Raw genomic sequence first — 22,015 nt, forward strand, 5'->3', positions numbered from 1 at the left:
AGCGTTCCCATGACTGTGAGGTCGCGCCATCCCGGGGTCGTCACGGGATGGCGTCCGTCGGGCTCGCAAGCGCCCTGATGCGCCGCTACCGCACGTCGATCCGGTAGATCTGCCAGACCCACAAGTCGTCCGGCATGTCCTTCAGGTCTGCCCGGTCACCACGCGGAAACACGATCTGGGTCGGACCGAAATTGCCGATGCCGAAGGGCTCGCCGTCGCGCCGGGTCGCCACCACCGCCCCCTTCGCGATCAGTTCGGTGGCCGGCATCTCGACGGCATAGCCGTCGATTGCCTGAATGGTCACCGTCTCGCCCCGGGCACCCGAGGCATCGAGCACATCTCCGAGCAGCGGGCCCGAGAACACCGTCTCAGGGCCGCCCTTGGGGAAATCCGTCTTCACCGATTGCTGAGGCAGGCTCTCGAGATCCGCGAGGCCGAACTCACGCGCCCTTTCGAACTTTGCGTCGTTGAAGACCAGAAGCTTGTCGTATTCCGGGTCAACCGGGCCACGGTTCGGTGCGGTAACCTCGCCGGTCACGGTCAGGAGCACCGGCCCCTCTGCCATGGCGGAGACGGCGCTTCCGATCAGGAAACACGCCACCAGGAGCGAGCGGGGAGAGAATATCATGCGCAACCCTTTCAGGTCAGAGGTCGAGTCCTCCGTTTGCACCAGCGGCCGGAATCGGGGGGACGTCCTGCCTCGGAGCCACGGGTCCGCCCTTGATACCACAGGCCGCGAGCCCGGCGAATACTACCAGAAGGAGAATCAGCTTCCACATACAAGCGTCCTCATGCAAGCGCCGCCCGCCAACGCGCCGCCTGCGCGCGCACCTGCTCGGGGGCGGTGCCGCCGTAGCTCATGCGGCTCGCGACGGAATTCTCCACCCCGAGCACGTCGTAGACCTCCCGCGTGATCCCGGGGTGCTCCGATTGCATCTCCCCGAGGGTGAGCTCGTGCAGGTCGACGCCCTTCGCCTCGGCGCGCTTCACCAGCGCGCCGGTGACGTGGTGCGCCTCGCGGAACGGCAGGCCGAGACGGCGCACCAGCCAGTCCGCGAGATCGGTCGCGGTCGAGAAGCCGGCCGCCGCGGCCGCGTGCATCCGCTCGGCCTGCGGCACCACGTCGGAGGCCATGCCGGCCATGGCGGCAAGCGCGATCATCAGGCTGTCCGCGGCGTCGAAGACCTGCTCCTTGTCTTCCTGCATGTCCTTGGAATAGGCGAGCGGCAGGCCCTTCATCACCGTCAGGAGCGCGACCAGCGCGCCGTTGATCCGCCCCGGCTTCGCCCGGATGAGCTCCGCCGCGTCGGGGTTCTTCTTCTGCGGCATGATGGAAGAGCCGGTGGAGAAGCGATCCGACAGGGAGACGAAGCGGAACTGCGCCGTAGACCAGATCACGAGTTCCTCGGCGAAGCGGCTGAGGTGCGTGGCGGTGATCGCCGCGGCGCTCAGGAACTCGAGCGCGAAGTCACGGTCGGAGACCGCGTCGAGCGAGTTCGCCATCGGCCGGTCGAAGCCGAGCGCCTGTGCCGTCGTCTCGCGATCGATCGGGAAGGATGTCCCCGCCAGCGCCGCCGCCCCGAGCGGGCTCTCGTTCATCCGTGCCCGGGCATCGCGGAACCGGCCCCGGTCGCGGTCGAGCATCTCGACGTAGGCGAGCATGTGGTGGCCCCAGGTCACGGGCTGCGCCACCTGCAGGTGGGTGAAGCCCGGCATCACCATGTCGGCGCCGGCCTCGGCCTGCGCCAGCAGCGCCCGCATGAGTTCGGTCAGCCCATCGATCGCCGCGTCGCATTGGCCACGGACCCAGAGGCGGAAGTCGGTCGCCACCTGATCGTTTCGCGAGCGGGCGGTGTGGAGCCGTCCGGCAGCCGTGCCGATCAGCTCGCGCAGCCGGGACTCCACGTTCATGTGGATGTCTTCGAGCTCGCGCGAAAAGACGAAATCTCCGGCCTCGATCTCTGACAAGACCGTGAGCAGTCCTTCCCGGATCGCGGCGACATCGGTATCACTGACGATGCCGGTGGCGCCCAGCATGGCGGCATGGGCGCGGCTCGCGGCGATGTCCTCCGCCGCGAGCCGTTTGTCAAAGTCGATCGACGCATTGATCGCCTGCATGAGGGCGTCCGGGCCGGTAGCAAAACGACCGCCCCACATCGTGTTGGAACCCGATTTGTCGGCCATGTCGCTCCGCCTGCCCTCGATCCTTGCGCGCACGCCCTCCCCGGCGGCTGCACTGCTATACGTTGCCATCACGGCGCTCGCCACCCCCGTCGGTGCGGAGTCTCCGGGGAGTCTCGACGCGTTGCAGGTGGGCGAGATGCGCCGCCTCGTGCTGGCGACCGATCCGGTTCCGGCGCCGGACACGCCCTACACCGGCGATGACGGGCAGGAGACCACGCTGGCCGAGTCAAACGGCAGGGTGCGGGTCGTAAACTTCTGGGCCACCTGGTGCGTGCCCTGCCGTACGGAAATGCCTGAACTCGAGGCACTGGCGCGCGACAGTCCCGGCGGCGTTGAAGTCATCACCATCGCGACCGGCCGCAACGCGCCGGATGGCATCGCCCGCTTCCGCAAGGAAATCGGGATCACCGCCTTGCCGAACGCCCTCGATCCGAAGGGCACCCTGGCGCGCGCGATGGACGTGCCGGGCCTGCCGGCGACGATCATCCTTGCCAAGGACGGCTCGGAAGTCGGCCGCCTGCTCGGCGGCGCCAACTGGAACAGCCCGGAAGCACGCGCGCTGCTCGCCCATCTCGCCGACGCGCCGGAGGGATGAGGTCCGAGTCGATGAAGGAATGAGGCCGCTGGGGCGGGGTCACGGGGACGAGAGACGGCAGGATCGTCGCGTCCCCGCACCCATCATCCCGCGTCATGGTTGCCGGTCAACGCGCGTGGCGCGCCTTGGGAGAAATCCCCCGGAAAAGCAAGAAGCTCCGCCGGCCAGTGGCGCGACGGAGCTTGGTCTTCCTCTCGGGCCCGAACTCTCAGGCCCGAAGGCACCGGCGAGGGATGTCAGGCGCTGGCGTTCGCTTCGATGAACTTCACCGCATCGCCATAGGTCTGGATCGTCTCTGCGGCGTCGTCCGGGATCTCGATGCCAAACTCTTCCTCGAAAGCCATGACAAGCTCGACGGTGTCGAGGCTGTCGGCGCCCAGATCGTCGATGAAGGACGCGCTCTCGGTCACCTTGGACTCGTCAACGCTCAGGTGCTCGACCACGATCTTCTTCACGCGTTCTGCGATATCGCTCATTGCGTCTTCCTCGTTTCTGCTTCTGTGCCGGTCTCTCGACCGGCTATTCCTGTTTCCGAGCCGCAAGCGGCGGTATTGTCAGCGCACTTAAGTCCAAGTGACCGTGGAACGACTTCGCGGCGCTATACCACACCGAACGATGCTGGCAAATGCTATTGCACACAAGCCCCTGGGCCGTCAGACCATCGCCATTCCGCCGTTGACGTGGAGCGTCTGGCCGGTGACGTAGGCCGCCTCAGGCGATGCGAGATAGACCGCCGCGGCGGCGATCTCGTCGGCGGTTCCCATGCGCCCGGCGGGGATCGACCCGGAAATCTTCGCCTTCTGGTCGTCGGTCAACGCATCGGTCATCGCCGTGGCGATGAAGCCCGGGGCCACGCAGTTCACCGTGATGCCACGGCTCGCCACCTCGGCCGCGAGCGACTTCGACATGCCGATCACGGCGGCTTTCGATGCGGCGTAGTTCGCCTGACCCGGGTTGCCGGTGACGCCGACGATCGAGCTGACGTTGACGATCCGGCCCCAGCGGGCCTTCATCATGCCCCGCAGCACGCCGCGCGAGAGGCGCATCACCGAGGTGAGGTTCACCTCGATCACCTTCGACCAGTCGTCGTCAGACATGCGCATGAAGAGCTGGTCACGGGTGATGCCGGCGTTGTTGACGAGAATGTCCACCTGTCCGAGCGCCGCCGCGGCGGCCTTCGGCAATGCCTCGACCGCCTCGGCATCCGACAGGTTGCAGGGTGCCACGTGCGCACGCTCGCCAAGCTCGGCCGCGAGCGCCTCGAGCGGCTCAACCCGCGTGCCGGAGAGCACGACCGCCGCGCCCTGGGCGTGCAGCGCCCGGGCAATGGCGCCACCGATGCCGCCCGAGGCGCCGGTGACGAGGGCGCCCTTGCCAGTCAGATCGAACATCTCTTTCTCCTCAGCCTTCCGCGGCGAGCGACCGGACGTCGGCCGGCGTCGCCACCGCCTTCGTCTCCGCGCCCTTCGCGATCCGCTTCACCATGCCGGAGAGCGCCTTGCCGGCACCCACCTCGACGAATTCCGTGACGCCCTGCGCGACCATCCATGCGACACTCTCGCGCCAGCGCACCCGGCCCGTCACCTGCTCCACGAGGAGCCTGCGGATTTCCTCCGGGTCCGACGTCGCCTCCGCCTTGACGTTGGCGACCAGCGGCACGGACGGCGCGGCGATGGCGGTGCCCGCCAGCGCCTCGGCCATGCGGTCGGCGGCGGGCTGCATCAGCGAACAGTGGAAAGGCGCGCTCACCGGCAGGAGCAGCGCGCGCTTCGCGCCCTTGCCCTTCGCGATCCCGACGGCACGCTCCACCGCGGCGCGGCTGCCCGAGACCACGACCTGCGCCGGATCATTGTCGTTCGCCGCCTGGCAGACGCCGCCATCAGCGGCTGCCTCGGCCGCGACCGCCTCGGCGGCCGCGAGATCGAGCCCGAGGAGCGCGGCCATGGCGCCCTCGCCCACCGGCACCGCCTCCTGCATCGCCTGCCCGCGCAGCCGCAGGAGGCGCGCGGTGTCGGCGAGGCTGAGCGAGCCCACGGCGCAGAGCGCGGAATATTCACCGAGCGAATGACCGGCGACGAAGGCGGCGCTCGTCACCGGCACCCCCTCGGCCTCGAGCGCGCGCATCGTGGCGATCGAAGTCGCCATCAACGCCGGCTGAGCGTTCGCGGTCAGGGTGAGTTCGGCGATGTCGCCCTCCCAGACGAGCGCCGAAAGCTTCTCGCCGAGGGCAGAGTCCACCTCGTCGAAGACGGCCCGGGCCGCCGGATAGGCCTCGGCGAGGTCGCGCCCCATACCGATCACCTGGGCGCCCTGGCCCGGAAAGACGAACGCGCGCATGGTCCTCTCCGCGTTTTCTGCTTCCCGGATCCCCTTATCTGTGGCCGGAGCGCGCGTCCAGCCCGCCGCTGGGGCTTCAGAGGCCGACGGCGTGGAGCGCGATCCCGAGCGCCGCGCCGCCGCCGATGACCCCCGCGAGACCGAGGCGCCAGCGGAACACCGCGACGATCGCGAGGGCCGCGAGACCGGCCGCCTTCCAGTCGATGCTCGCGAGCACCGGCAGGTCGAGCGACACCGGCCCGATCCCGACCGCCCACACCTCGCGAAACGCCGCGTGAACCGCGAACCAGACCGCAAGGTTGAGGATGACGCCGACGACCGCCGCCGTCACCGCCCCGAGGGCGGCGCCGAGCGCCGGGCTGCCGCGCAGGCGCTCGATGTAAGGCGCCCCGAGGAAAATCCACGCAAAACACGGCGCGAACGTGACCCAGGTGACGAGCAGGCCGCCGAGAGTCGCGGCAACGAGCGGCTCGCTCCATCCGGCATCGCGGAACGCCGCGAGAAACCCCACGAACTGCAGCACCATGATGAGCGGCCCGGGCGTCGTCTCGGCCATGCCGAGACCGTCGAGCATCTCGCCGGGCCGGAGCCAGCCGAAGGTGCCGACTGCCTCTTGAGCGACATAGGCAAGTGCTGCGTAGGCCCCACCGAACGTCACGAGCGCCATGTGGGAGAAGAACAGCGCGATGTCGGTGAAGACGTTCCCCTGACCCGCGACGAGCAGCAGCAAGCCGACGGGCAGGAACCAGAGGAAAAGCGCGAGGAGACCGGCCCGGAGCGCGCCGGTCGCCGCCGCGGATCCGAGCGCCTGCGACTCCGCGCCGAGAACCGTATCCGCGTCCGCCACCTCGCCGGCGCCACCGCCCGGGCCGCCGGGCGCGCGGGCGGATGCGACGCCTGCCCGCGCCGCGACGAGCCCGATGAGCGCCGCGCTCAGGACGACCAGGGGAAACGGCACGTCGAAGGCAAAGATCGCGACGAACGCTCCGGCGGCGATCAGGCGGTGCAGGCCGCTCCCGAGGATCCGGCTGCCGAGGCGGACGACCGCCTGCAGCACGATCGCGAGCACCGCGGCCTTCACGCCGACGAAGGCCGCCGCGACAACGCCCACCTCTCCCCAGATGACATAGATCCAGCTGAGGCCCATGATCGTGACGAGCCCCGGCACGATGAAGAGCATCCCCGCGACCCAGCCGCCGCGCGCACCGTGCAGGAGCCAGCCGGAATAGGTCGCGAGCTGCTGCGCCTCCGGCCCCGGCAGGAGCATGCAGAAGTTCAGCGCGTGCAGGAAACGCGCGTCGCCGATCCAGCGCTTTTCCTCCACGAGGATGCGGTGCATGACCGCGATCTGCCCCGCCGGCCCGCCAAAGGACAGAAGCGCGATCCGGGCCCAGACGCGCGTCGCCTCGGCGAAGCTCGGCATGGGCGGCACGCGCCCGTCGTCCGGCGGTGAGGCCATCCTCAATCTCCCGTATCTCTCAGGATACCGGCAACGATCGCGCCGGCGCCCGGACCATCGTCCGGTTCTGTGAAGGTGCTGTGACGGTGTCAATCAGGTGCCCGACCGGCGACGCGGCGCCGGTTCGCCACCTTCGTTCGATGCGACGACCATTCCTCTTTTGCTGCGGATGCGAATGTGATAGGCGCGGCACGTTCGTTACTGAATTCTGGAGGGGTTACCCCCATGCAGCTCGACAAGATCCCGCCGGGGGAGAATCCGCCGCACGACATCTATGTGGTTATCGAGATCCCGGGCGGTGCGGCCGGCGGCTCGCCGGTGAAGTACGAGTTCGACAAGGCCTCGGGCGCCCTGATGGTCGATCGGATCGTCAACGTGCCGATGTTCTACCCGAACAACTACGGCTTCGTGCCCAACACCCTGCACGAGGACGGCGACCCGGTGGACGTTATGGTCCGCACCGAGGTCACGCTGGTTCCGGGCTCCGTCATCCGCTGCCGCCTGATCGGCGTGCTGCACATGGAAGATGACGGCGGCCTCGACGACAAGCTCATCGCCATGCCGATCGAGAAGGTCGACCCGTTCCAGGCCGAGATCCAGGACCTTGAGGACCTGCCGATCCGTCACCGTGAGCGCATCTGGCACTTCTTCGAGCACTACAAGTCGCTCGAGCAGGGCAAGTGGGCGAAGATCACCGGCTGGGGCAACAAGGCCGAAGCCCAGAAGATCCTGATGGAATCGATCGAGCGCTACAAGGCCAGCGAAGAGACCGCCTGAGCCCGGGCGGGCTCACGCCACCTTCAGCATTGCGACGACAGACCGGCGGTGCACCTTCGGGGTGCGCCGCCGATCTGCTTGCGCCGAACCAGTTGATAATGCACTCTGCCGCCAAAACTAAGGGCGGGAGGGACTGGACGTGCTTTTCCTCGTCATCCTGTGCGGTGCGCTCAGCATCGTCTACGGCATCTGGGCGGTTCGCTGGGTGCTGGCCGCCGATACCGGCAGCGCGCGAATGCAGGAAATCGCCGGGGCGATCCAGGAAGGCGCGACCGCCTACCTCAAGCGACAGTACCTGACGATCGCGATTGCCGGCGCGGTGATCTTCGTCATCGTGGCGCTCCTTCTCGGCCTGCCCGTCGCCATCGGCTTCCTGATCGGCGCGGTTCTTTCGGGCACTGCCGGCTTCATCGGCATGCTGGTTTCGGTGCGCGCCAACGTGCGGACGGCACAGGCCGCCTCGAAGGGGCTGGCCGAGGGACTCCAGCTCGCGTTTCGCGCCGGTGCCGTGACGGGAATGCTGGTCGCCGGCCTCGCGCTGCTCGGAGTCGCCATCTATTACGGCATCCTCGTGGGGATCGCCGGGCTTGAGCCGAACGACCGCACGGTGACGGACGCGCTGGTGGCCCTCGGCTTCGGCGGCTCGCTCATCTCGATCTTCGCGCGGCTGGGTGGCGGCATCTTCACCAAGGGCGCCGACGTCGGCGGGGACCTCGTCGGCAAGGTGGAGGCCGGGATCCCCGAAGACGATCCGCGCAACCCGGCGACCATCGCGGACAACGTCGGCGACAACGTGGGCGACTGCGCCGGGATGGCGGCCGATCTCTTCGAGACCTATGCGGTGACGCTGGTCGCGACCATGGTGCTGGGGGCGATCTACTTCTCCGGCCAGCCGGAAATGGTCGGGACGGTGATGCTGTTCCCGCTGACGATCTGCGCGATCTGCGTCATCACCTCGATCATCGGCACCTTCGCCGTGCGGCTCTCGCCCGGCGGCACGATCATGGGCGCGCTCTACAAGGGCTTCATCGCCACCGGCGTCCTGTCGCTCATCCTGCTGCTTCCACTCACCGCGGTGGTCTTTCCCGGGCCGATGAGCGCCACCTTCACCACCTCAACGGGAACGAGCTTCACCGCGTGGGATCTCTTCTTCTGCGGCGCGGTCGGCCTCGTGGTGACGACGCTGATCGTCATCATCACCGAATACTACACCGGCACCGGCTATCGCCCGGTCCGATCCATCGCGCAGGCGTCGATCACCGGCCACGGCACCAACGTCATCCAGGGGCTCGCGGTCTCGCTCGAATCAACCGCGCTGCCCTCGCTCGTCATCGTCGGAGGCATCATCGTCACCTACCAGCTGGCCGGGCTCTTCGGCATCGCGATCGCGGTGACCACGATGCTGGCGCTGGCGGGGGTCGTCGTGGCGCTCGACGCCTTCGGTCCGGTCACTGACAACGCCGGCGGCATCGCCGAGATGGCCGACCTGCCGCCGGAGGTGCGTGCCACCACCGACGCGCTCGACGCGGTCGGCAACACCACCAAGGCGGTCACCAAGGGCTATGCCATCGGTTCGGCCGGGCTCGGGGCACTGGTGCTCTTCACGGCCTACACCGAGGATCTGCGCTTTTTCGCGCAGCACGCGGAACCGGGCAGCTTCTTCGACGGACTGAACGTCGACTTCTCGCTCTCGAACCCCTACGTGGTCGTCGGGCTGCTGATCGGCGGGCTCCTGCCCTACCTCTTCAGCGGCATTGCCATGACCGCGGTGGGCCGGGCTGCCGGCTCCATCGTGCAGGAGGTGCGCCGGCAGTTCCGCGAGAACCCCGGCATCATGGCGGGCACCTCGAAGCCCGACTACGGCCGGGCCGTCGACATCCTGACCAGGGCCGCGATTCGCGAGATGATCGTCCCATCGCTGCTGCCGGTGCTGTCGCCCATCGTCGTCTTCGCGGCGATCAACTGGATTGCCGGACGCGACGCCGCGCTCGCGGCCGTCGGTGCCATGCTGCTCGGAGTGATTGTGAACGGGCTTTTCGTCGCGATCTCGATGACATCGGGGGGCGGTGCGTGGGACAATGCGAAGAAGATCTTCGAGGACGGATTCACCGACGCCTCGGGCCAGAAGCACTTCAAGGGCTCCGACGCCCACAAGGCGGCCGTGACCGGCGACACAGTGGGCGATCCCTACAAGGATACCGCAGGACCGGCCGTCAACCCGATGATAAAAATCACGAATATCGTAGCCCTGCTTATGCTCGCCGTACTCGCCCACTGAGCCGGCGGCACTTCCACCGGCGTGACGACGAATTGGCGGCCAGCCGTCATCCGCGGCGCTTTCCGGCGGCTGCCCCCTCGCGCGGCAACCGACCCGCAGGAATGTTGCGTGATTGTCACACATGGCCAAAACCATGCAACCAGAACGGGTCTTTAGCGTTTCAACGCTGACAACGAGGGCCGTGTAGAGCGGACAATTACCAGACAGACCCCACAGACCCCAATACCAAAGGAAGCATCATGCCGAACCTGCAGCTCGCCGGGGTCCTCTCCGGCGCGTCACTCCTTGCTGTGGCCGTTGCCGGAACCGCCCACGCGGCGGCGCTCGAGCAGGTGGTGCCGGCGACCGTGCGCCTTCTCTATCAGGATGGCCGCTACGCCGAGTTCGGCTTCAGTTTCTCCGACCCGCACCAGAGCGGCAACGGCGCGACGATCCCCGCGGGCTTTGCCGGCCCCGCTCCGATGTTCGTGCCGGGAAACACCGGCGATCTCTTCGAGTCGCGCTGGAATTTCGCTGGCGCCTACCGGGCCGATCTCACTGAGCGCATCTCCTACGCCCTGATCTTTGACCAGCCCTACGGGGCGGACACGAGCTATGGCGCGGGCAGCTTTCCGGCGCTGCTCCCGAATGGCGACACGCTCTATCAGGGCAGCCTCGCCGACATGAAGACCTACCAGATCACCGCGGCCGTTGCCTACGACGTGACGAGCGCGGTGAAGGTCTACGGCGGCCTGCGCGCCGAGCGCCTCGATGCGAAGGCCGCAATCCCGTTCCTCGGCGGCTACTCCGTGGATGCGGGCAAGAACTGGGGTTACGGCTGGCTCATCGGCACCGCCTACGAGCGCCCGGAAATCGCGCTCAGGGTGGCGCTCACGTACCACTCGAAGATCAGCCACGATCTCGACACCCGCGAGACCTCGGCGCTTGCGGGGACGGTGGACACGAACACCGACGTCGACACGCCGCAGTCGGCGACGCTCGAGTTCCAGACCGGCGTCGCGCCGGGAACGCTGGTCTTCGGCTCGATCCGCTGGGTCGACTGGTCCGAGTTCAACATCAGCCCGCCGCTCTACGGCGAGACCACCGCCGCCCTCCTCGGCGCGCCGCGGCCGCTGGTCGAGTATGGCGACGACTGGTGGACCTACACCCTCGGCCTCGGCAGGCAGCTCACCGACGAGCTCGCGGGCTCGTTCTCGGTCAGCTACGAGCCGAGTGTCGGCGGCGTCATGACGACGCTCGGCCCCTACGACGGCCGCACCACCGCCACCGCGGCGCTGAGCTATGACTGGGGGCGGACGAGCATCACGGGCGGCATCACCTACGGCCGACTCGGCGATACGACGAATCTGCTCGACACCAGTTTCGACGACGGCTGGGTGTGGGGGGCAGGCCTGCGCGTGGGATACACCTTCTGACGCGGCCTCCGAACCAGGGAATGGCCCACGATTGCCGGGGCAATCCGTCGCCCGAAGCGATCTCTGCCCGCATTGCGGGCAAGGTCGGTATCATACCCCTCGCGAGGCAGGAAATCTGCGGCCAAAGCCTTGGCGTGAGGGCCGTGGAATGGCATGTCGGCAGGGTAGCCGACATCCTCGAGGAATGATTCTGCAGAATTTCCTGACCCTGTTGCTGGTGCTGCCATTTGTCGGCAGCATTGCCGCGGCGCTGCTGCCAACCAGCCGGAACGCAGAAGCGTTGCTGGCAGGCTCGGTTGCAGTGGCGGGGTTGCTCGTCACCATCGCGCTCTATCCGGTGGTGGCGAACGGCGGGATCGCGCGGTACGATATCGCCTGGTTGCCGAGCTTCGGCCTGCGCCTGACGATCCGGGTCGATGGCCTTGCATGGCTCTTCCTCATCCTGCTGAACGGGATCGGGCTTCTCGTCTTCCTCTATGCCCGCTACTACCTCTCGCCCAAGGAGCCGGCGGCGCGGCTCTTTGCGTGGCTTCTCGCCTTCATGGGCGCCATGGGCGGCATCCTGCTCTCGGGCAATCTGGTGATGCTGGTGGTCTTCTGGGAGATGACCAGCGTCTTCTCCTTCATGCTGATCGGCTACTGGCACCGGCGCCCGGCCGCGCGTGACGGCGCGCGCATGGCGCTCGTCGTCACCGCGTTCGGCGGTCTCTCGCTCCTCGCGGCCGTTTTGCTCATCGGCGCAATTGTCGGCTCCTACGACCTGGATCAGGTGCTGGCCTCGGGCGACGTGCTCCGGGCGCATCCGCTCTACGTGCCAATCCTGATCCTCGTTCTGCTCGGCGCCTTCACCAAGTCGGCGCAGGTGCCGTTCCACTTCTGGCTGCCGAACGCCATGGCGGCCCCAACGCCGGTGTCGTCGTTCCTGCACTCGGCAACGCTGGTGAAGGCGGGTGTCTTCCTGCTGATCCGCGTTTCGCCGGCCCTCGGCGGAACGCAGGAGTGGTTCACCATCGTCAGCGCCGCGGGCCTGCTCACACTGCTGCTCGGAGCGTTCTTCGCGCTCTTCCAGCACGATCTGAAGGGGCTCCTCGCCTACTCGACGGTGAGCCATCTCGGTCTCATCACCGCACTCATCGGCATGGACACCCCCCTCGCCATCGTCGCGGCGATCTTCCACACGGTGAACCACGCGATCTTCAAGGCGTCGCTCTTCATGGCGGCGGGCATCGTCGACCACGAGGCGGGGACCCGTGACATGCGGCGCCTTGGCGGGCTCTGGCGCGCCATGCCCGAGACCGCCACCCTCGCCATCGTCGCCTCAGCGGCCATGGCCGGCGTCCCCCTGCTGAACGGCTTCATCTCAAAGGAGATGTTCTTCGCGCAAGCCGCGGAAACTTATGACAGTTCCCTTCTTGACAGGTCGATGACCTGGGTGGCGCTCATCGCCGCGATCCTGTCAGTCGCCTACTCAATCCGCTTCGTGCACAGCGTCTTCTTCGGCGCTCCCGCCACCGATTTGCCCAAGGAGCCGCACGAGCCGCCGTTCCTCATGCGCCTGCCGGTCGGGGTGCTCGTGGTCACCTGCCTGCTCGTCGGGATCCTGCCCGGCGTCACCATCGCCCCGGCGCTGCACACCGCCGCGCTGTCCGTGCTCGGCCCGGATGTACCCTACTACAGCCTGGCGATCTGGCACGGGTTCAACCTGCCGCTCGCCATGAGCATCGCCGCACTCATCGGTGGTCTCATCCTCTATCGGCTGCTGGCAACGCGCATCACCACGGCGCCGGAGGGGCCGCCGATCCTGCGGGAGCTGGAGGGGCAACGCATCTTCGAGCGGCTGCTGGTCAACGTCTCGTGGATCTGGGCGCGGCGGGCGTTCAAGCTTCTCGGCACCGAGCGGCTTCAGACGCAGCTCCGCATCCTGGTGCTGGTCGCGCTCGGCGCTGCCGCATGGATGCTCTGGGGGGCGGAACACCTGAAGCCCATCGGCCCGCGCAACTTCGATCCGCTCTTCACCGTGGTCTGGGCCGTCGGCGCCGCCTGCGCCATCACTGCGGCCTGGCAGGCGAAGTACCACCGCTTCGCCGCGCTGCTGCTGGTCGGTGGCGCCGGGCTCATGACGTGCGTCTCCTTCGTCTGGCTCTCGGCGCCGGATCTGGCGGTGACGCAGCTCCTCGTCGAGATCGTGACGACGGTGCTCCTGCTTCTCGGCCTGCGCTGGCTGCCGAAGCGGCGCGAGGAGATCGCCGCCGACCGCGGGCTCCTCGCGCGTGCCCGCCGCGGCCGCGACCTGGTCATCGCCAGCGCCTGCGGCCTTGGCATTGCCGGGATCGCCTACGCGGTGATGACCACGCCACCGAACCGCGGCACCGCCGACTGGTTCCTGCAGCACGCCTATGTGGAGGGCGGCGGCACCAACGTGGTGAATGTCATCCTCGTCGATTTCCGCGGGTTCGACACCTTCGGCGAAATCACCGTGCTCGGGATCGTCGCACTTACCATCTTCGCCCTGCTCCGCCGTTTCCGCCCGGCGCAGGAGAGCAGCGACCGCCCCGAGCAGCAGCTTCGGCAGGACGCCTCCGACACCGAGCGCGAGGACCGCAACGTCGGCGATACCTTGCGCGACTATCTCGCGGTGCCGTCAGTCATCATCCGCTGGATGTTCCCGGCGATCATCACGCTCTCGATCTACCTCTTCCTGCGCGGCCACGACCTGCCGGGTGGCGGTTTCGCGGCCGGCATCACGCTCGCCATCGCGTTCCTGCTGCAATACCTCGGATCGAACGTGCGCGAGGTCGAGGACCGGCTGCGCATCCTGCCTTTGCGCTGGATCGGGCTCGGCCTCATCGTGGCGGCCCTGACCGGCATCGGATCGTGGCTCTTCGGCTACCCGTTCCTGACGAGCTACGCGCAGTACGTGGAGTTCCCGTGGATCGGCAAGGTTCCGTTCGCGTCCGCCCTGCTCTTCGACATCGGGGTCTACCTGCTCGTGGTCGGCGCGACCGTGCTCATCCTCGTCGCGATCGCCCACCAGTCGCTTCGCGCGCAGCGTGCCGCCGAGAGCGAGGAGGAGGGCTGATGGAAGCCGTGCTCGCCATCGCCATTGGCATCCTTGTCGCGTCGGGCGTCTGGCTGCTGCTCCGGCCACGGACGTTTCAGGTCATCATCGGGCTGGCGTTGCTCTCCTACGGGGTCAATCTCTTCATCTTCGCCATGGGACGGCCGCGTACCGGCGCCCCCCCCGTCCTCGACAAAGCCGGTATCGTCGATACCAGTCTCTACGCCGATCCGGTGCCGCAGGCGCTGGTCCTCACCGCCATCGTTATCAGCTTCGCGACCACCGCGCTCTTTCTCGTGGTGATGATCGCGCTTCGCGGACTGACCGGGACCGACCACGTGGACGGCAAGGAGCCTGACCGGTGACCGAGAGCCCCGACCACATCCTGATCGCCTCGATCCTGATCCCGCTCGTCGCCGGGGCCTTGATGCTGTTCTACGGCGAGACCCAGCGCCGGGTGATCGCCGTCGTCTCGACGGTCGCCCAGTTCATCGTCGCACTGGAACTGGTGGACATGGCGTCGCATCACACGACGTCGATCGGGCTCTATCTGCTCGGGGACTGGCCGCCACCCTTCGCGATCGTGCTGGTCCTCGACCGGCTGTCCGCGCTCATGGTGCTTCTGACCTCGGTGCTCGCGCTCTCGGCGGTGGTCTTTGCGATGGCGCGCTGGGACCGGCGCGGGCAGCATTTCCACAGCCTGTTCCAGTTCCTGCTCATGGGGCTGAACGGGGCGTTTCTGACCGGCGATCTCTTCAACCTCTTCGTGTTCTTCGAAGTGTTGCTCGCCGCCTCCTACGGACTCGCGCTGCATGGCTCGGGAACGCTCAGGGTGCGCGCGGGTCTGCACTATATCGCGATGAACCTCGCGGCCTCGCTTCTGTTCCTGATCGGCGTCAGTCTGATCTACGGCGTCACCGGCACGCTCAACATGGCCGATCTCGCGGTTCGCGTGCCGCTCGTCGCGGCCGAGCAACAGCCGCTGCTCGCGGCTGGCGCCGCTGTCCTCGGGATCGCGTTCCTCGTCAAAGCCGCCATGTGGCCGCTCTGCTTCTGGCTTCCGATCACCTACGGCGCCGCGCCACCGCCCGCCGCCGCGGTCTTCGTGGTGCTGAGCAAGGTCGGGGTCTACGTGGTGCTGCGGATCTCCTCGCTCGCGTTCGGCACCGCCGCGGCACAGATGACCGGGTTCGGCGCCGAGGTGCTGCTCTGGGGCGGCCTTGCCACGCTGGTCTTCGGCACGGTGGGCGTGCTCGCCTCGCAGGGGCTCGGGCGGCTTGCGAGTTGCTCGGTGCTCGTCTCCTCGGGCACGCTGCTTGCGGTCATCGGCATCTCGGGCCTTGGTGGCGGCAGCGCGATGATCGCCGCGGCGCTCTTCTATCTCGTCATCTCCACGGTCGCCATCAGCGCGCTCTTTCTCATGGTCGAGCTGATCGAGCGCGGCGAGAGCGAGCTCGCGGCCATCCTGACGGTGACCGCCGAGGCCTACGGGCTTGGCGACGACGATCTCGGGGAGGCCGAGCTGCGCAGTGCCGGCAGCGGTCCCGGGGTACCCGGAGCGACGACCGTCCTCGGGTTCTGCTTTCTCACCTGCGCGCTGCTCATCGCCGGGGTGCCGCCCCTCGCCGGTTTCCTCGGCAAGTTCGCCATGCTCTCCGCGGTCCTGTCGTTCGACGATCTGGGCAAACGGGATATTCCGCTGATCGGTATCGCCTTCACCGCGGTGGTGATCATCTCCGGGCTCGCTGCGCTGATCGCCCTGGTCCGTGAAGGCACCCGCACGTTCTGGGCGGCGGAAGAGGAGGAGCTGCCCTCCGTGCCGCTGGTCGAGCTCGTCCCGGTCATCGTGCTCCTCGCGCTCACCCTCGGCGCGTCGGTGAAGGCGGGGCCGGTCATGGACTACATGGAGGCGACCGCCACGTCGCTCTACCACCCCCACGTCTACGTGCGCGGGGTCCTCGGCGCCGAGACCATGCCGGAAGCCGGGAAATGAGCCGCATCCTGCCGCATCCGCTGCTCAGCCTCGGCGTCGTCATCATGTGGCTGCTGCTCAACCGCGTTTCGCCCGGCCATCTCGTGCTCGGCGCCGCGGTGGCGCTGGTCGTCGGTCAGGCGATGGCGGCGCTCGAGCCCTCCCGGCCACGGATCCGCCGCTGGGACAAGGTGGTCGTGCTCTGCGTCCGGGTCGTGCTCGACATCATCGTCTCGAATGTCGCGGTGGCGCGCATCATCCTCGGCGGCGGCCGCGCCGGCCGGCGGGCGGGCTTCGTGGAGATCGACCTCGACATCAGCGACCCGACCGCGCTCGCCGTCCTCGCGGTCATCGTCACCGCCACCCCGGGCACCGCCTGGATCGACTACGACGCGGCCCACGGCCGGTTGCTCCTGCACGTCTTCGACCTCGCCGACCCCGAGGAATGGCGGGAGACGGTCAACCAGCGCTACGGCCGATTGCTGAAGGAGATCTTCGAATGAGCGCCACCATCCTCTCCGCCGCGATCACCTTCGCCCTCGGGGCGCTGGCGCTCGCGATGGTCTTTGCGACCATCCGCATCCTGGGCGGCCCCCGGGCGCAGGACCGGGTGCTCGGGCTCGACTCGCTCTACGTCAACACCATGCTCCTGTTCCTGACGCTCGGCATCCGCAACGGCACCGCCTTCTTCTTCGAGGCTGCGATCGTCATCTCCATGCTCGGCTTCGTGGCGACGGTGGCGCTGGCCAAATTCCTCATGCGCGGCGAGATCATCGAATGACCCATCTCGATACCCTGCCCCTCTGGGCGGCGATCCCGGCGGCGGCCTTCCTCGTGCTCGGCTCGAGTCTCGCGCTCATCGGCTCGTTCGGCCTGCTGCGGCTCCGCACGTTCTACGAGCGCATCCACGCGCCGACGCTGGGCTCGAGCTGGGGCACCGCGGGGATCGTCCTCGCCTCGATCATCGTCTTCTCGGTCACCCAGTCGCGGCCGGTGCTGCACGAACTGCTGATCGCCGGCTTCGTCACCGTCACGACGCCGGTCACCCTGATGCTCCTCGGCCGCGCCGCGCTCTACCGCGACCGGTAGAGCGATATCCCATGACCTAGACACGCAGGCGGGGTGGCCCGTCCGCCGCAATGACCTCGCCGATCATCCCCGCCTCGGTGAAGCCGTGGCGGCGGAAGGTTTCGAGCACCTCGCCGATCGCGGCCGGCTCGCAGGCGACGAGCAGGCCGCCGCTGGTCTGCGGATCGGTGAGCAGCGCCTTCGCCTCCGGCGGAAAGTCATCGGGCAGAACCACTTCCGCACCATAGCTCGCCCAGTTCCGGCCACTCGCGCCCGTCACGAAGCCCTGCGCCGCCAGCTCCCGCGCCCCGGCGAGCAGCGGCACCGCCGTCCAGTCGAGCCGCACGTCGCACCCCGCCCCCCGGGCCATTTCGAGCGCATGGCCCGCGAGCGCGAAGCCCGTCACATCAGTCATGGCATGGACCCCGTCGAGCGCCGCGAGATCCGGCCCCGGGGTGTTGAGACGCGTCGTCGTCGCAATCATCCGCGCGTAGCCCTCAGGCTCGAGCGCGCCCTTCTTCAGCGCGGCGGACAACACGCCCACACCGAGCGGCTTGCCGAGCACCAGCACGTCACCCGGCCGGGCGGCGGCGTTCCGCCGCACCCGGTCGGGATGCACGAGCCCGAGCGCGACGAGCCCATAGATCGCTTCGACCGAGTCGATCGTGTGCCCGCCCGCCACCGGGATCCCGGCATCGCGGCAGGCGCTGGCGCCGCCGCCAAGGATCGCGCCTATGGTCGCGTGGGAGAGAACGTTGATCGGCATTCCGACGATGGCAAGCGCCATGATCGGCGTGCCGCCCATGGCATAGACGTCCGAGAGCGCGTTCGTCGCCGCGATCCGCCCGAAGTCGGCCGGGTCGTCAACGATCGGCATGAAGAAGTCTGTGGTCGCCACCAGCGCCTGGGTGTCATTGAGCTTCCAGACCGCGGCGTCGTCCGAGGTCTCGATCCCGACCATCAGCGCCTCGGGCACCGGCATCGCGGGCGTCCCGCGCAGGATCTCCGAGAGCACCCCCGGCGCGATCTTGCAACCGCAGCCGCCACCATGGGAGAGCGCCGTGAGCCGCGGCTCCCCGGTCTTCACGAGCGTTTCGGACGCACCCATCGCTTCCTCCGCCGAAGGCCCGGCTCTGATGGTCGGGCGATACACCTGCCGCCGCGATACCCGCACCTCGGCCCGGGCAGGACTGTCCCATCACTGGCGGGAGGCGTCCATCCCGAAGTCCGCCCGCGCCTGACAATGCGGTGAGCCTTGCCATGCGCTTTCGCACCGTCGACGGCGAACCCGTTGATTCCACAGCGGGCACGCCCGCCCACCGGTTGACACCCGCGCGGCGCGGACGCTACCCATGAGGCTCGGAAGAGCAACATCCCCGGTGGGGTGCCCGGACTTCAAATCCGGTGGGAGGCGCCTGGCGCCTCCGGTGGGTTCGACTCCTTCCTCTTCCGCCATACCCACCTGAGATCATTGATAAATTACAAGATTTCGCGCCTGTACCTGCCAGATTCCCGCCCTTAGTTGCTCTTGCATGCTATCGGATGCGATGCACCGCCTGCCGGTGGGGACGCAGCGCTCGTCGAAGCGCGCCTCGCTTGCTTTCTCGAGCCTCCCATCTTCTGGATCAGTTCCTTGAACCAGCACGCCTTTCGCTTTAAAGAGCGTCGCCGATCTGTTGCGGGGTGACGGCGGGACGATGGCAGGTGACCCTGTTCCTCACGGTTTTAGCGCCGGATCCGATTGCGTTCTTGCCTTCGACCGGTTCGAGTTCGACATTCGGGTCGAGGGTCTGTTGAAGCTTCCCCCTTTGTGCCCGCTGCGCCTTGGGTGCTAACGATGGAAAGCTCGTCAGGGACTGCTCCCACGGCTGCCATCTTCTCAAACAGCCTGCGCGCGGACCGGCGATTGAAGCGATCGTCGGCGCGGGTCTTGCCTGGCCTGCCGCGTGGCAGATGCGGTTCGATCGCGGCCCAAGTCTCGTCTGACAGCCAGAATGGATGGCGCGACATCACACCGGCGTCGTGACCTGCAATCAGGTGGTCCGCGAGGCGCCGCGCGACGAGGTGCCAGTGATCTTCGCGCTGAAGCACTATCTCAAACAGCACGACGAGACTGGTTCGGAAAGCCCGCTCCCGTCGCGGAGTGAACTGAAACGGGAGCGGCATCGGAGCCCCGGCAGTTGCACCTTCCCCGGGGAATGCGACAGACCGGAGAGCGGTTCAGCTATCGGGGCTGAACCGCTCAAGCGTATCAGGCGGCCGCATCGAGCCTTTTGCGCTCGCGCCGGCGGGCGTGCAGGATCGGCTCGGTGTATCCCGAGGGTTGTGACCGTCCCTCGAAGACCAGGTCGCAAGCCGCCCTGAACGCAACGCCGTCGAAGCCGGGCGCCATCGGGCGATAGTTCGGATCGCCGGCGTTCTGACGATCGACCACCTCGGCCATCTGCCGCATGATCGTCATCACTTCCTCCTCGCTGACGATGCCGTGGCGCAGCCAGTTCGCGATGTGCTGCGCCGAAATGCGGCAGGTCGCGCGGTCCTCCATGAGCGCCACGTCGTTGATGTCGGGAACCTTCGAGCAGCCGACACCCTGATCGATCCAGCGCACCACGTAGCCGAGGATGCCCTGGGCGTTGTTCTCGACCTCGCGGCGAACCTGGTCCGGCGTCCACTTTTGGTAGCTCGCGACGGGGATCTCCAGCAAAGCATCGACGTGGGCGCGCCGCCCTTCCTTGGCAATCGCCTCCTGCACCTTGAAGACGTCCACCTTGTGATAGTGCAGCGCATGCAGGGTGGCCGCGGTCGGGCTCGGCACCCACGCGCAGTTTCCGCCCGCCTTCGGATGTTCGATCTTCGTTTCGAGCATCGCGGCCATCCGGTCCGGAGCGGCCCACATGCCCTTGCCGATCTGGGCGCGTCCGGAGAAGCCGCACTCGAGGCCGATGTCGACGTTGCGAACCTCATAGGCGCCGATCCAGGGCTTGCGCTTGATGAACTCCTTGCGGCTGACCGGGCCCATCTCCATGGACGTGTGGATTTCGTCGCCGGTCCGGTCGAGGAAGCCGGTGTTGATGAAGGCGACCCGCGACTTCGCGGCGCGGATGCACTCCTTGAGATTGACGCTGGTGCGCCGCTCCTCGTCCATGATGCCGAGCTTCACCGTGTCGTGCGGCAGCCCGAGGACCTCCTCCACGCGGGTGAAGGTCTCGTCCGAGAAGGCGACCTCCTCCGGACCGTGCATCTTCGGCTTCACCACGTAGACCGAGCCGGTGGCGCTGTTGCGCGGCGGCTCGGTCTTCTTCAGGTCGTGCATCGCGATCATCGTGGTGATCATCGCGTCCATCAGGCCCTCGTAGACCTCGTTGCCCTCGCGATCGAGGATCGCCGGGTTGGTCATCAGGTGCCCGACGTTGCGCACGAGCAGCAGCGCGCGCCCCTTGACCGTAATCTCGCCGCCATTCGGAGCGGTGAAGGTCAGGTCCGGGTTGAGGCTCCGGGTCATCCGGTGGCCGCCCTTCTGGAACGTCTCCGACAGGTCGCCCTTCATCAGTCCGAGCCAGTTGCGATAGGCGACAACCTTGTCCTCGGCGTCGACGCAAGCGACGGAGTCCTCGCAGTCCATGATCGCCGAGACCGCGCTTTCCAGCCGCACGTCCGCCAGCCCAGCCTGATCGCGGCTGCCGATCAGATGAGTGCGGTCGAATACCAGCTCCACGTGCAGCCCGTTGTTGCGCAGCAGGACCGCATCCGGCGCCTGCGGATGGCCGCGGTAGCCGACGAACTTCTCCGGCTGGACGAGAGGCTGATCGTCAACGAGCAGCGCACCCGCGCGCACGTGATATCGCCGCGCGTCCGCGTGGCTGGTGCCCGAGAGCGGGAACGCCTCGTCGAGGAACACGCGCGCCCGAGCGACGACCCGCGCGCCGCGGCCCCGGTCGTAGCCGCCGGCTGGCGGCGCGCTTCCCATGGCGTCCGTGCCATAGAGGCTGTCGTAGAGACTGCCCCAGCGCGCGTTGGCGGCATTGAGGGCGAAGCGGGCATTGGTGATCGGCACCACGAGCTGCGGCCCCGGCACGCTGGCAATCTCGGGATCGACGTTCGTTGTCTCGATGGTGAAGTCGTCGCCTTCCGGCAGCAGATAGCCGATCTCGCTCAGGAAGGCCTTGTAGACTTCCCGCCGCGGCTGGTCGCGATGCTCGTCGTGCCAGTTGTCGATCAGCGTCTGCAACTCTGCCCGGCGCCGCAGCAGTTCGGCGTTTCGAGGCCCAAGCTCGTTCACCAGACCGGAGAGCCCGTCCCAGAAGGTCTTCGCGTCGATGCCGGTGCCCGGGAGCGCCTCATCCTCGATGAAGGACGCAAGCTCGGGGACGACCCGAAGCTCGCTTCTGTCCACGTAACCGGGGGTCAGCTGGCTCTCGGCGGGGTCGTTCATAATGCTTCCTTCTCGGTTAGTCCTGTCGGGTCCTGAGCCTTGGCCATGCTGATACGATCTGGCCTGCCGTCCTGACCAGTTTTAATCGGTCGCGCGCCGGCCACAACCTCGCGGTTCGCAACGAGCGGTCGGAGAGGCTTTATTCCAAGCCATGAATTCGATCCCGGCTGGCTGAACGAGTAGCACTGATCTTGTCCACAAGAAACTCTGATATTAATATGTATCACTGCGCAAGTACGGCCGACAGCATCGCGAAGGCAGTCGAGCGGCGGACCGCGCTCGACTATCATGAGCGTCCGAAGACCAAAAAGATCGAGATTCGTTCGATGAAATCGATGGCGACGGGCCGCGATCTCTCCCGCGCCCACTGGCCGGGGGGCGCCGGGGCCTGCCTTGGAGTCGCGAAGACACCGGGAGACGCCTGTCGCTACACCGCCAAG

18 protein-coding genes and 1 tRNA gene are annotated in these 22,015 nt (G+C 67.5%); 11 read left to right on the forward strand and 8 right to left on the reverse strand.

Going from position 1 to position 22,015, the window contains the following annotated elements:
- Window positions 1-85: 85 nt before the first annotated feature.
- Window positions 86-628: a putative pterin-binding protein gene (locus tag HNP73_RS12830; protein WP_184149863.1), complete on the reverse strand. Its 543-nt coding sequence runs from the start codon at window positions 626-628 to the stop codon at window positions 86-88.
- Between the two features lie 161 nt (window positions 629-789).
- Window positions 790-2,184 carry an argininosuccinate lyase gene (gene argH, locus HNP73_RS12835; protein ID WP_184149866.1) on the reverse strand — a complete coding sequence of 465 codons (1,395 nt, stop codon included), beginning with the start codon at window positions 2,182-2,184 and terminating at the stop codon, window positions 790-792.
- Between argH and HNP73_RS12840 the strand changes: the two genes are divergently transcribed.
- Window positions 2,183-2,779: a TlpA family protein disulfide reductase gene (locus HNP73_RS12840; RefSeq protein ID WP_184149869.1), complete on the forward strand. Its 597-nt coding sequence runs from the start codon at window positions 2,183-2,185 to the stop codon at window positions 2,777-2,779. The two genes, argH and HNP73_RS12840, sit on opposite strands and share 2 nt — an antisense overlap.
- Before the next feature lie 236 nt (window positions 2,780-3,015).
- On the opposite strand, the gene HNP73_RS12845 is transcribed toward HNP73_RS12840, so the two are convergent.
- The 4 genes from HNP73_RS12845 to chrA form a co-directional block, all read right to left on the reverse strand.
- A complete protein-coding gene (locus tag HNP73_RS12845; RefSeq protein ID WP_184149871.1) occupies window positions 3,016-3,255 on the reverse strand; it encodes an acyl carrier protein in 240 nt (79 codons plus the stop codon).
- 177 nt (window positions 3,256-3,432) lie between these two features.
- A complete protein-coding gene (fabG, locus tag HNP73_RS12850; RefSeq protein WP_184149874.1) occupies window positions 3,433-4,170 on the reverse strand; it encodes a 3-oxoacyl-[acyl-carrier-protein] reductase in 738 nt (245 codons plus the stop codon).
- A gap of 10 nt (window positions 4,171-4,180) precedes the next feature.
- Window positions 4,181-5,116 carry an ACP S-malonyltransferase gene (gene fabD, locus HNP73_RS12855; protein ID WP_184149877.1) on the reverse strand — a complete coding sequence of 312 codons (936 nt, stop codon included), beginning with the start codon at window positions 5,114-5,116 and terminating at the stop codon, window positions 4,181-4,183.
- A gap of 76 nt (window positions 5,117-5,192) precedes the next feature.
- Complete coding sequence (chrA, locus tag HNP73_RS12860; RefSeq protein WP_184149880.1) at window positions 5,193-6,575, reverse strand: chromate efflux transporter; 1,383 nt, start codon at window positions 6,573-6,575, stop codon at window positions 5,193-5,195.
- A gap of 225 nt (window positions 6,576-6,800) precedes the next feature.
- Here chrA and ppa point away from each other — a divergent pair, with 225 nt between their 5' ends.
- The 9 genes from ppa to mnhG all read left to right on the forward strand — a co-directional run bounded on the left by ppa (window position 6,801) and on the right by mnhG (window position 17,164).
- The gene (gene ppa / locus HNP73_RS12865) at window positions 6,801-7,352 is read left to right on the forward strand and encodes an inorganic diphosphatase (protein WP_184149883.1); all 552 of its coding nucleotides are present in this window, start codon (window positions 6,801-6,803) and stop codon (window positions 7,350-7,352) included.
- 139 nt (window positions 7,353-7,491) lie between these two features.
- Window positions 7,492-9,630 carry a sodium-translocating pyrophosphatase gene (locus HNP73_RS12870; protein ID WP_343063293.1) on the forward strand — a complete coding sequence of 713 codons (2,139 nt, stop codon included), beginning with the start codon at window positions 7,492-7,494 and terminating at the stop codon, window positions 9,628-9,630.
- Window positions 9,631-9,869: 239 nt separating this feature from the next.
- A complete protein-coding gene (locus HNP73_RS12875; RefSeq protein WP_184149886.1) occupies window positions 9,870-11,045 on the forward strand; it encodes an OmpP1/FadL family transporter in 1,176 nt (391 codons plus the stop codon).
- Window positions 11,046-11,229: 184 nt separating this feature from the next.
- Window positions 11,230-14,124 carry a monovalent cation/H+ antiporter subunit A gene (locus tag HNP73_RS12880; RefSeq protein ID WP_184149889.1) on the forward strand — a complete coding sequence of 965 codons (2,895 nt, stop codon included), beginning with the start codon at window positions 11,230-11,232 and terminating at the stop codon, window positions 14,122-14,124.
- Entirely contained in the window at window positions 14,124-14,468 is a 345-nt protein-coding gene (locus HNP73_RS12885) for a Na+/H+ antiporter subunit C (RefSeq protein ID WP_184149892.1), read from the forward strand. Before HNP73_RS12880 ends, HNP73_RS12885 begins: the two co-directional genes overlap by 1 nt.
- On the forward strand, window positions 14,465-16,096 hold the full coding sequence (locus HNP73_RS12890; protein WP_184149895.1) for a monovalent cation/H+ antiporter subunit D: 1,632 nt from the start codon (window positions 14,465-14,467) through the stop codon (window positions 16,094-16,096). The genes HNP73_RS12885 and HNP73_RS12890 overlap by 4 nt, the downstream gene beginning before the upstream one ends.
- Window positions 16,093-16,578, forward strand: a complete 486-nt coding sequence (locus HNP73_RS12895; protein WP_184149898.1) for a Na+/H+ antiporter subunit E — start codon at window positions 16,093-16,095, stop codon at window positions 16,576-16,578. Before HNP73_RS12890 ends, HNP73_RS12895 begins: the two co-directional genes overlap by 4 nt.
- Entirely contained in the window at window positions 16,575-16,856 is a 282-nt protein-coding gene (locus HNP73_RS12900) for a K+/H+ antiporter subunit F (RefSeq protein WP_184149901.1), read from the forward strand. Before HNP73_RS12895 ends, HNP73_RS12900 begins: the two co-directional genes overlap by 4 nt.
- Window positions 16,853-17,164 carry a monovalent cation/H(+) antiporter subunit G gene (mnhG, locus tag HNP73_RS12905; RefSeq protein ID WP_184149904.1) on the forward strand — a complete coding sequence of 104 codons (312 nt, stop codon included), beginning with the start codon at window positions 16,853-16,855 and terminating at the stop codon, window positions 17,162-17,164. The genes HNP73_RS12900 and mnhG overlap by 4 nt, the downstream gene beginning before the upstream one ends.
- Before the next feature lie 16 nt (window positions 17,165-17,180).
- Here mnhG and selD read toward each other — a convergent pair whose 3' ends face one another.
- Window positions 17,181-18,251, reverse strand: coding sequence for a selenide, water dikinase SelD (gene selD / locus HNP73_RS12910; RefSeq protein ID WP_184149907.1), 1,071 nt, complete (start codon window positions 18,249-18,251; stop codon window positions 17,181-17,183).
- Between the two features lie 253 nt (window positions 18,252-18,504).
- Here selD and HNP73_RS12915 point away from each other — a divergent pair.
- Window positions 18,505-18,598, forward strand: a tRNA-Sec gene (locus tag HNP73_RS12915).
- Between the two features lie 796 nt (window positions 18,599-19,394).
- Here the strand turns inward: HNP73_RS12915 and HNP73_RS12920 are convergent.
- Complete coding sequence (locus HNP73_RS12920; protein ID WP_184149910.1) at window positions 19,395-21,575, reverse strand: malate synthase G; 2,181 nt, start codon at window positions 21,573-21,575, stop codon at window positions 19,395-19,397.
- Window positions 21,576-22,015 lie beyond the last annotated feature (440 nt).

The sequence above is a fragment of the Amaricoccus macauensis genome, from assembly GCF_014201905.1.
GTDB lineage: Bacteria > Pseudomonadota > Alphaproteobacteria > Rhodobacterales > Rhodobacteraceae > Amaricoccus > Amaricoccus macauensis.

Bases quoted from the DNA above. Each gene is read 5' to 3' on its own strand.
- HNP73_RS12880 (WP_184149889.1), top strand. From the start codon at position 11,230: ATGATTCTGCAGAATTTCCTGACCCTGTTGCTGGTGCTGCCATTTGTC.
- HNP73_RS12875 (WP_184149886.1), top strand. From the start codon at position 9,870: ATGCCGAACCTGCAGCTCGCCGGGGTCCTCTCCGGCGCGTCACTCCTT.
- HNP73_RS12885 (WP_184149892.1), top strand. From the start codon at position 14,124: ATGGAAGCCGTGCTCGCCATCGCCATTGGCATCCTTGTCGCGTCGGGC.
- HNP73_RS12920 (WP_184149910.1), bottom strand. From the start codon at position 21,575: ATGAACGACCCCGCCGAGAGCCAGCTGACCCCCGGTTACGTGGACAGA.
- fabD (WP_184149877.1), bottom strand. From the start codon at position 5,116: ATGCGCGCGTTCGTCTTTCCGGGCCAGGGCGCCCAGGTGATCGGTATG.
- chrA (WP_184149880.1), bottom strand. From the start codon at position 6,575: ATGGCCTCACCGCCGGACGACGGGCGCGTGCCGCCCATGCCGAGCTTC.
- HNP73_RS12845 (WP_184149871.1), bottom strand. From the start codon at position 3,255: ATGAGCGATATCGCAGAACGCGTGAAGAAGATCGTGGTCGAGCACCTG.
- selD (WP_184149907.1), bottom strand. From the start codon at position 18,251: ATGGGTGCGTCCGAAACGCTCGTGAAGACCGGGGAGCCGCGGCTCACG.
- HNP73_RS12830 (WP_184149863.1), bottom strand. From the start codon at position 628: ATGATATTCTCTCCCCGCTCGCTCCTGGTGGCGTGTTTCCTGATCGGA.
- HNP73_RS12900 (WP_184149901.1), top strand. From the start codon at position 16,575: ATGAGCGCCACCATCCTCTCCGCCGCGATCACCTTCGCCCTCGGGGCG.
- argH (WP_184149866.1), bottom strand. From the start codon at position 2,184: ATGGCCGACAAATCGGGTTCCAACACGATGTGGGGCGGTCGTTTTGCT.
- HNP73_RS12895 (WP_184149898.1), top strand. From the start codon at position 16,093: ATGAGCCGCATCCTGCCGCATCCGCTGCTCAGCCTCGGCGTCGTCATC.
- fabG (WP_184149874.1), bottom strand. From the start codon at position 4,170: ATGTTCGATCTGACTGGCAAGGGCGCCCTCGTCACCGGCGCCTCGGGC.
- HNP73_RS12840 (WP_184149869.1), top strand. From the start codon at position 2,183: ATGTCGCTCCGCCTGCCCTCGATCCTTGCGCGCACGCCCTCCCCGGCG.
- mnhG (WP_184149904.1), top strand. From the start codon at position 16,853: ATGACCCATCTCGATACCCTGCCCCTCTGGGCGGCGATCCCGGCGGCG.
- ppa (WP_184149883.1), top strand. From the start codon at position 6,801: ATGCAGCTCGACAAGATCCCGCCGGGGGAGAATCCGCCGCACGACATC.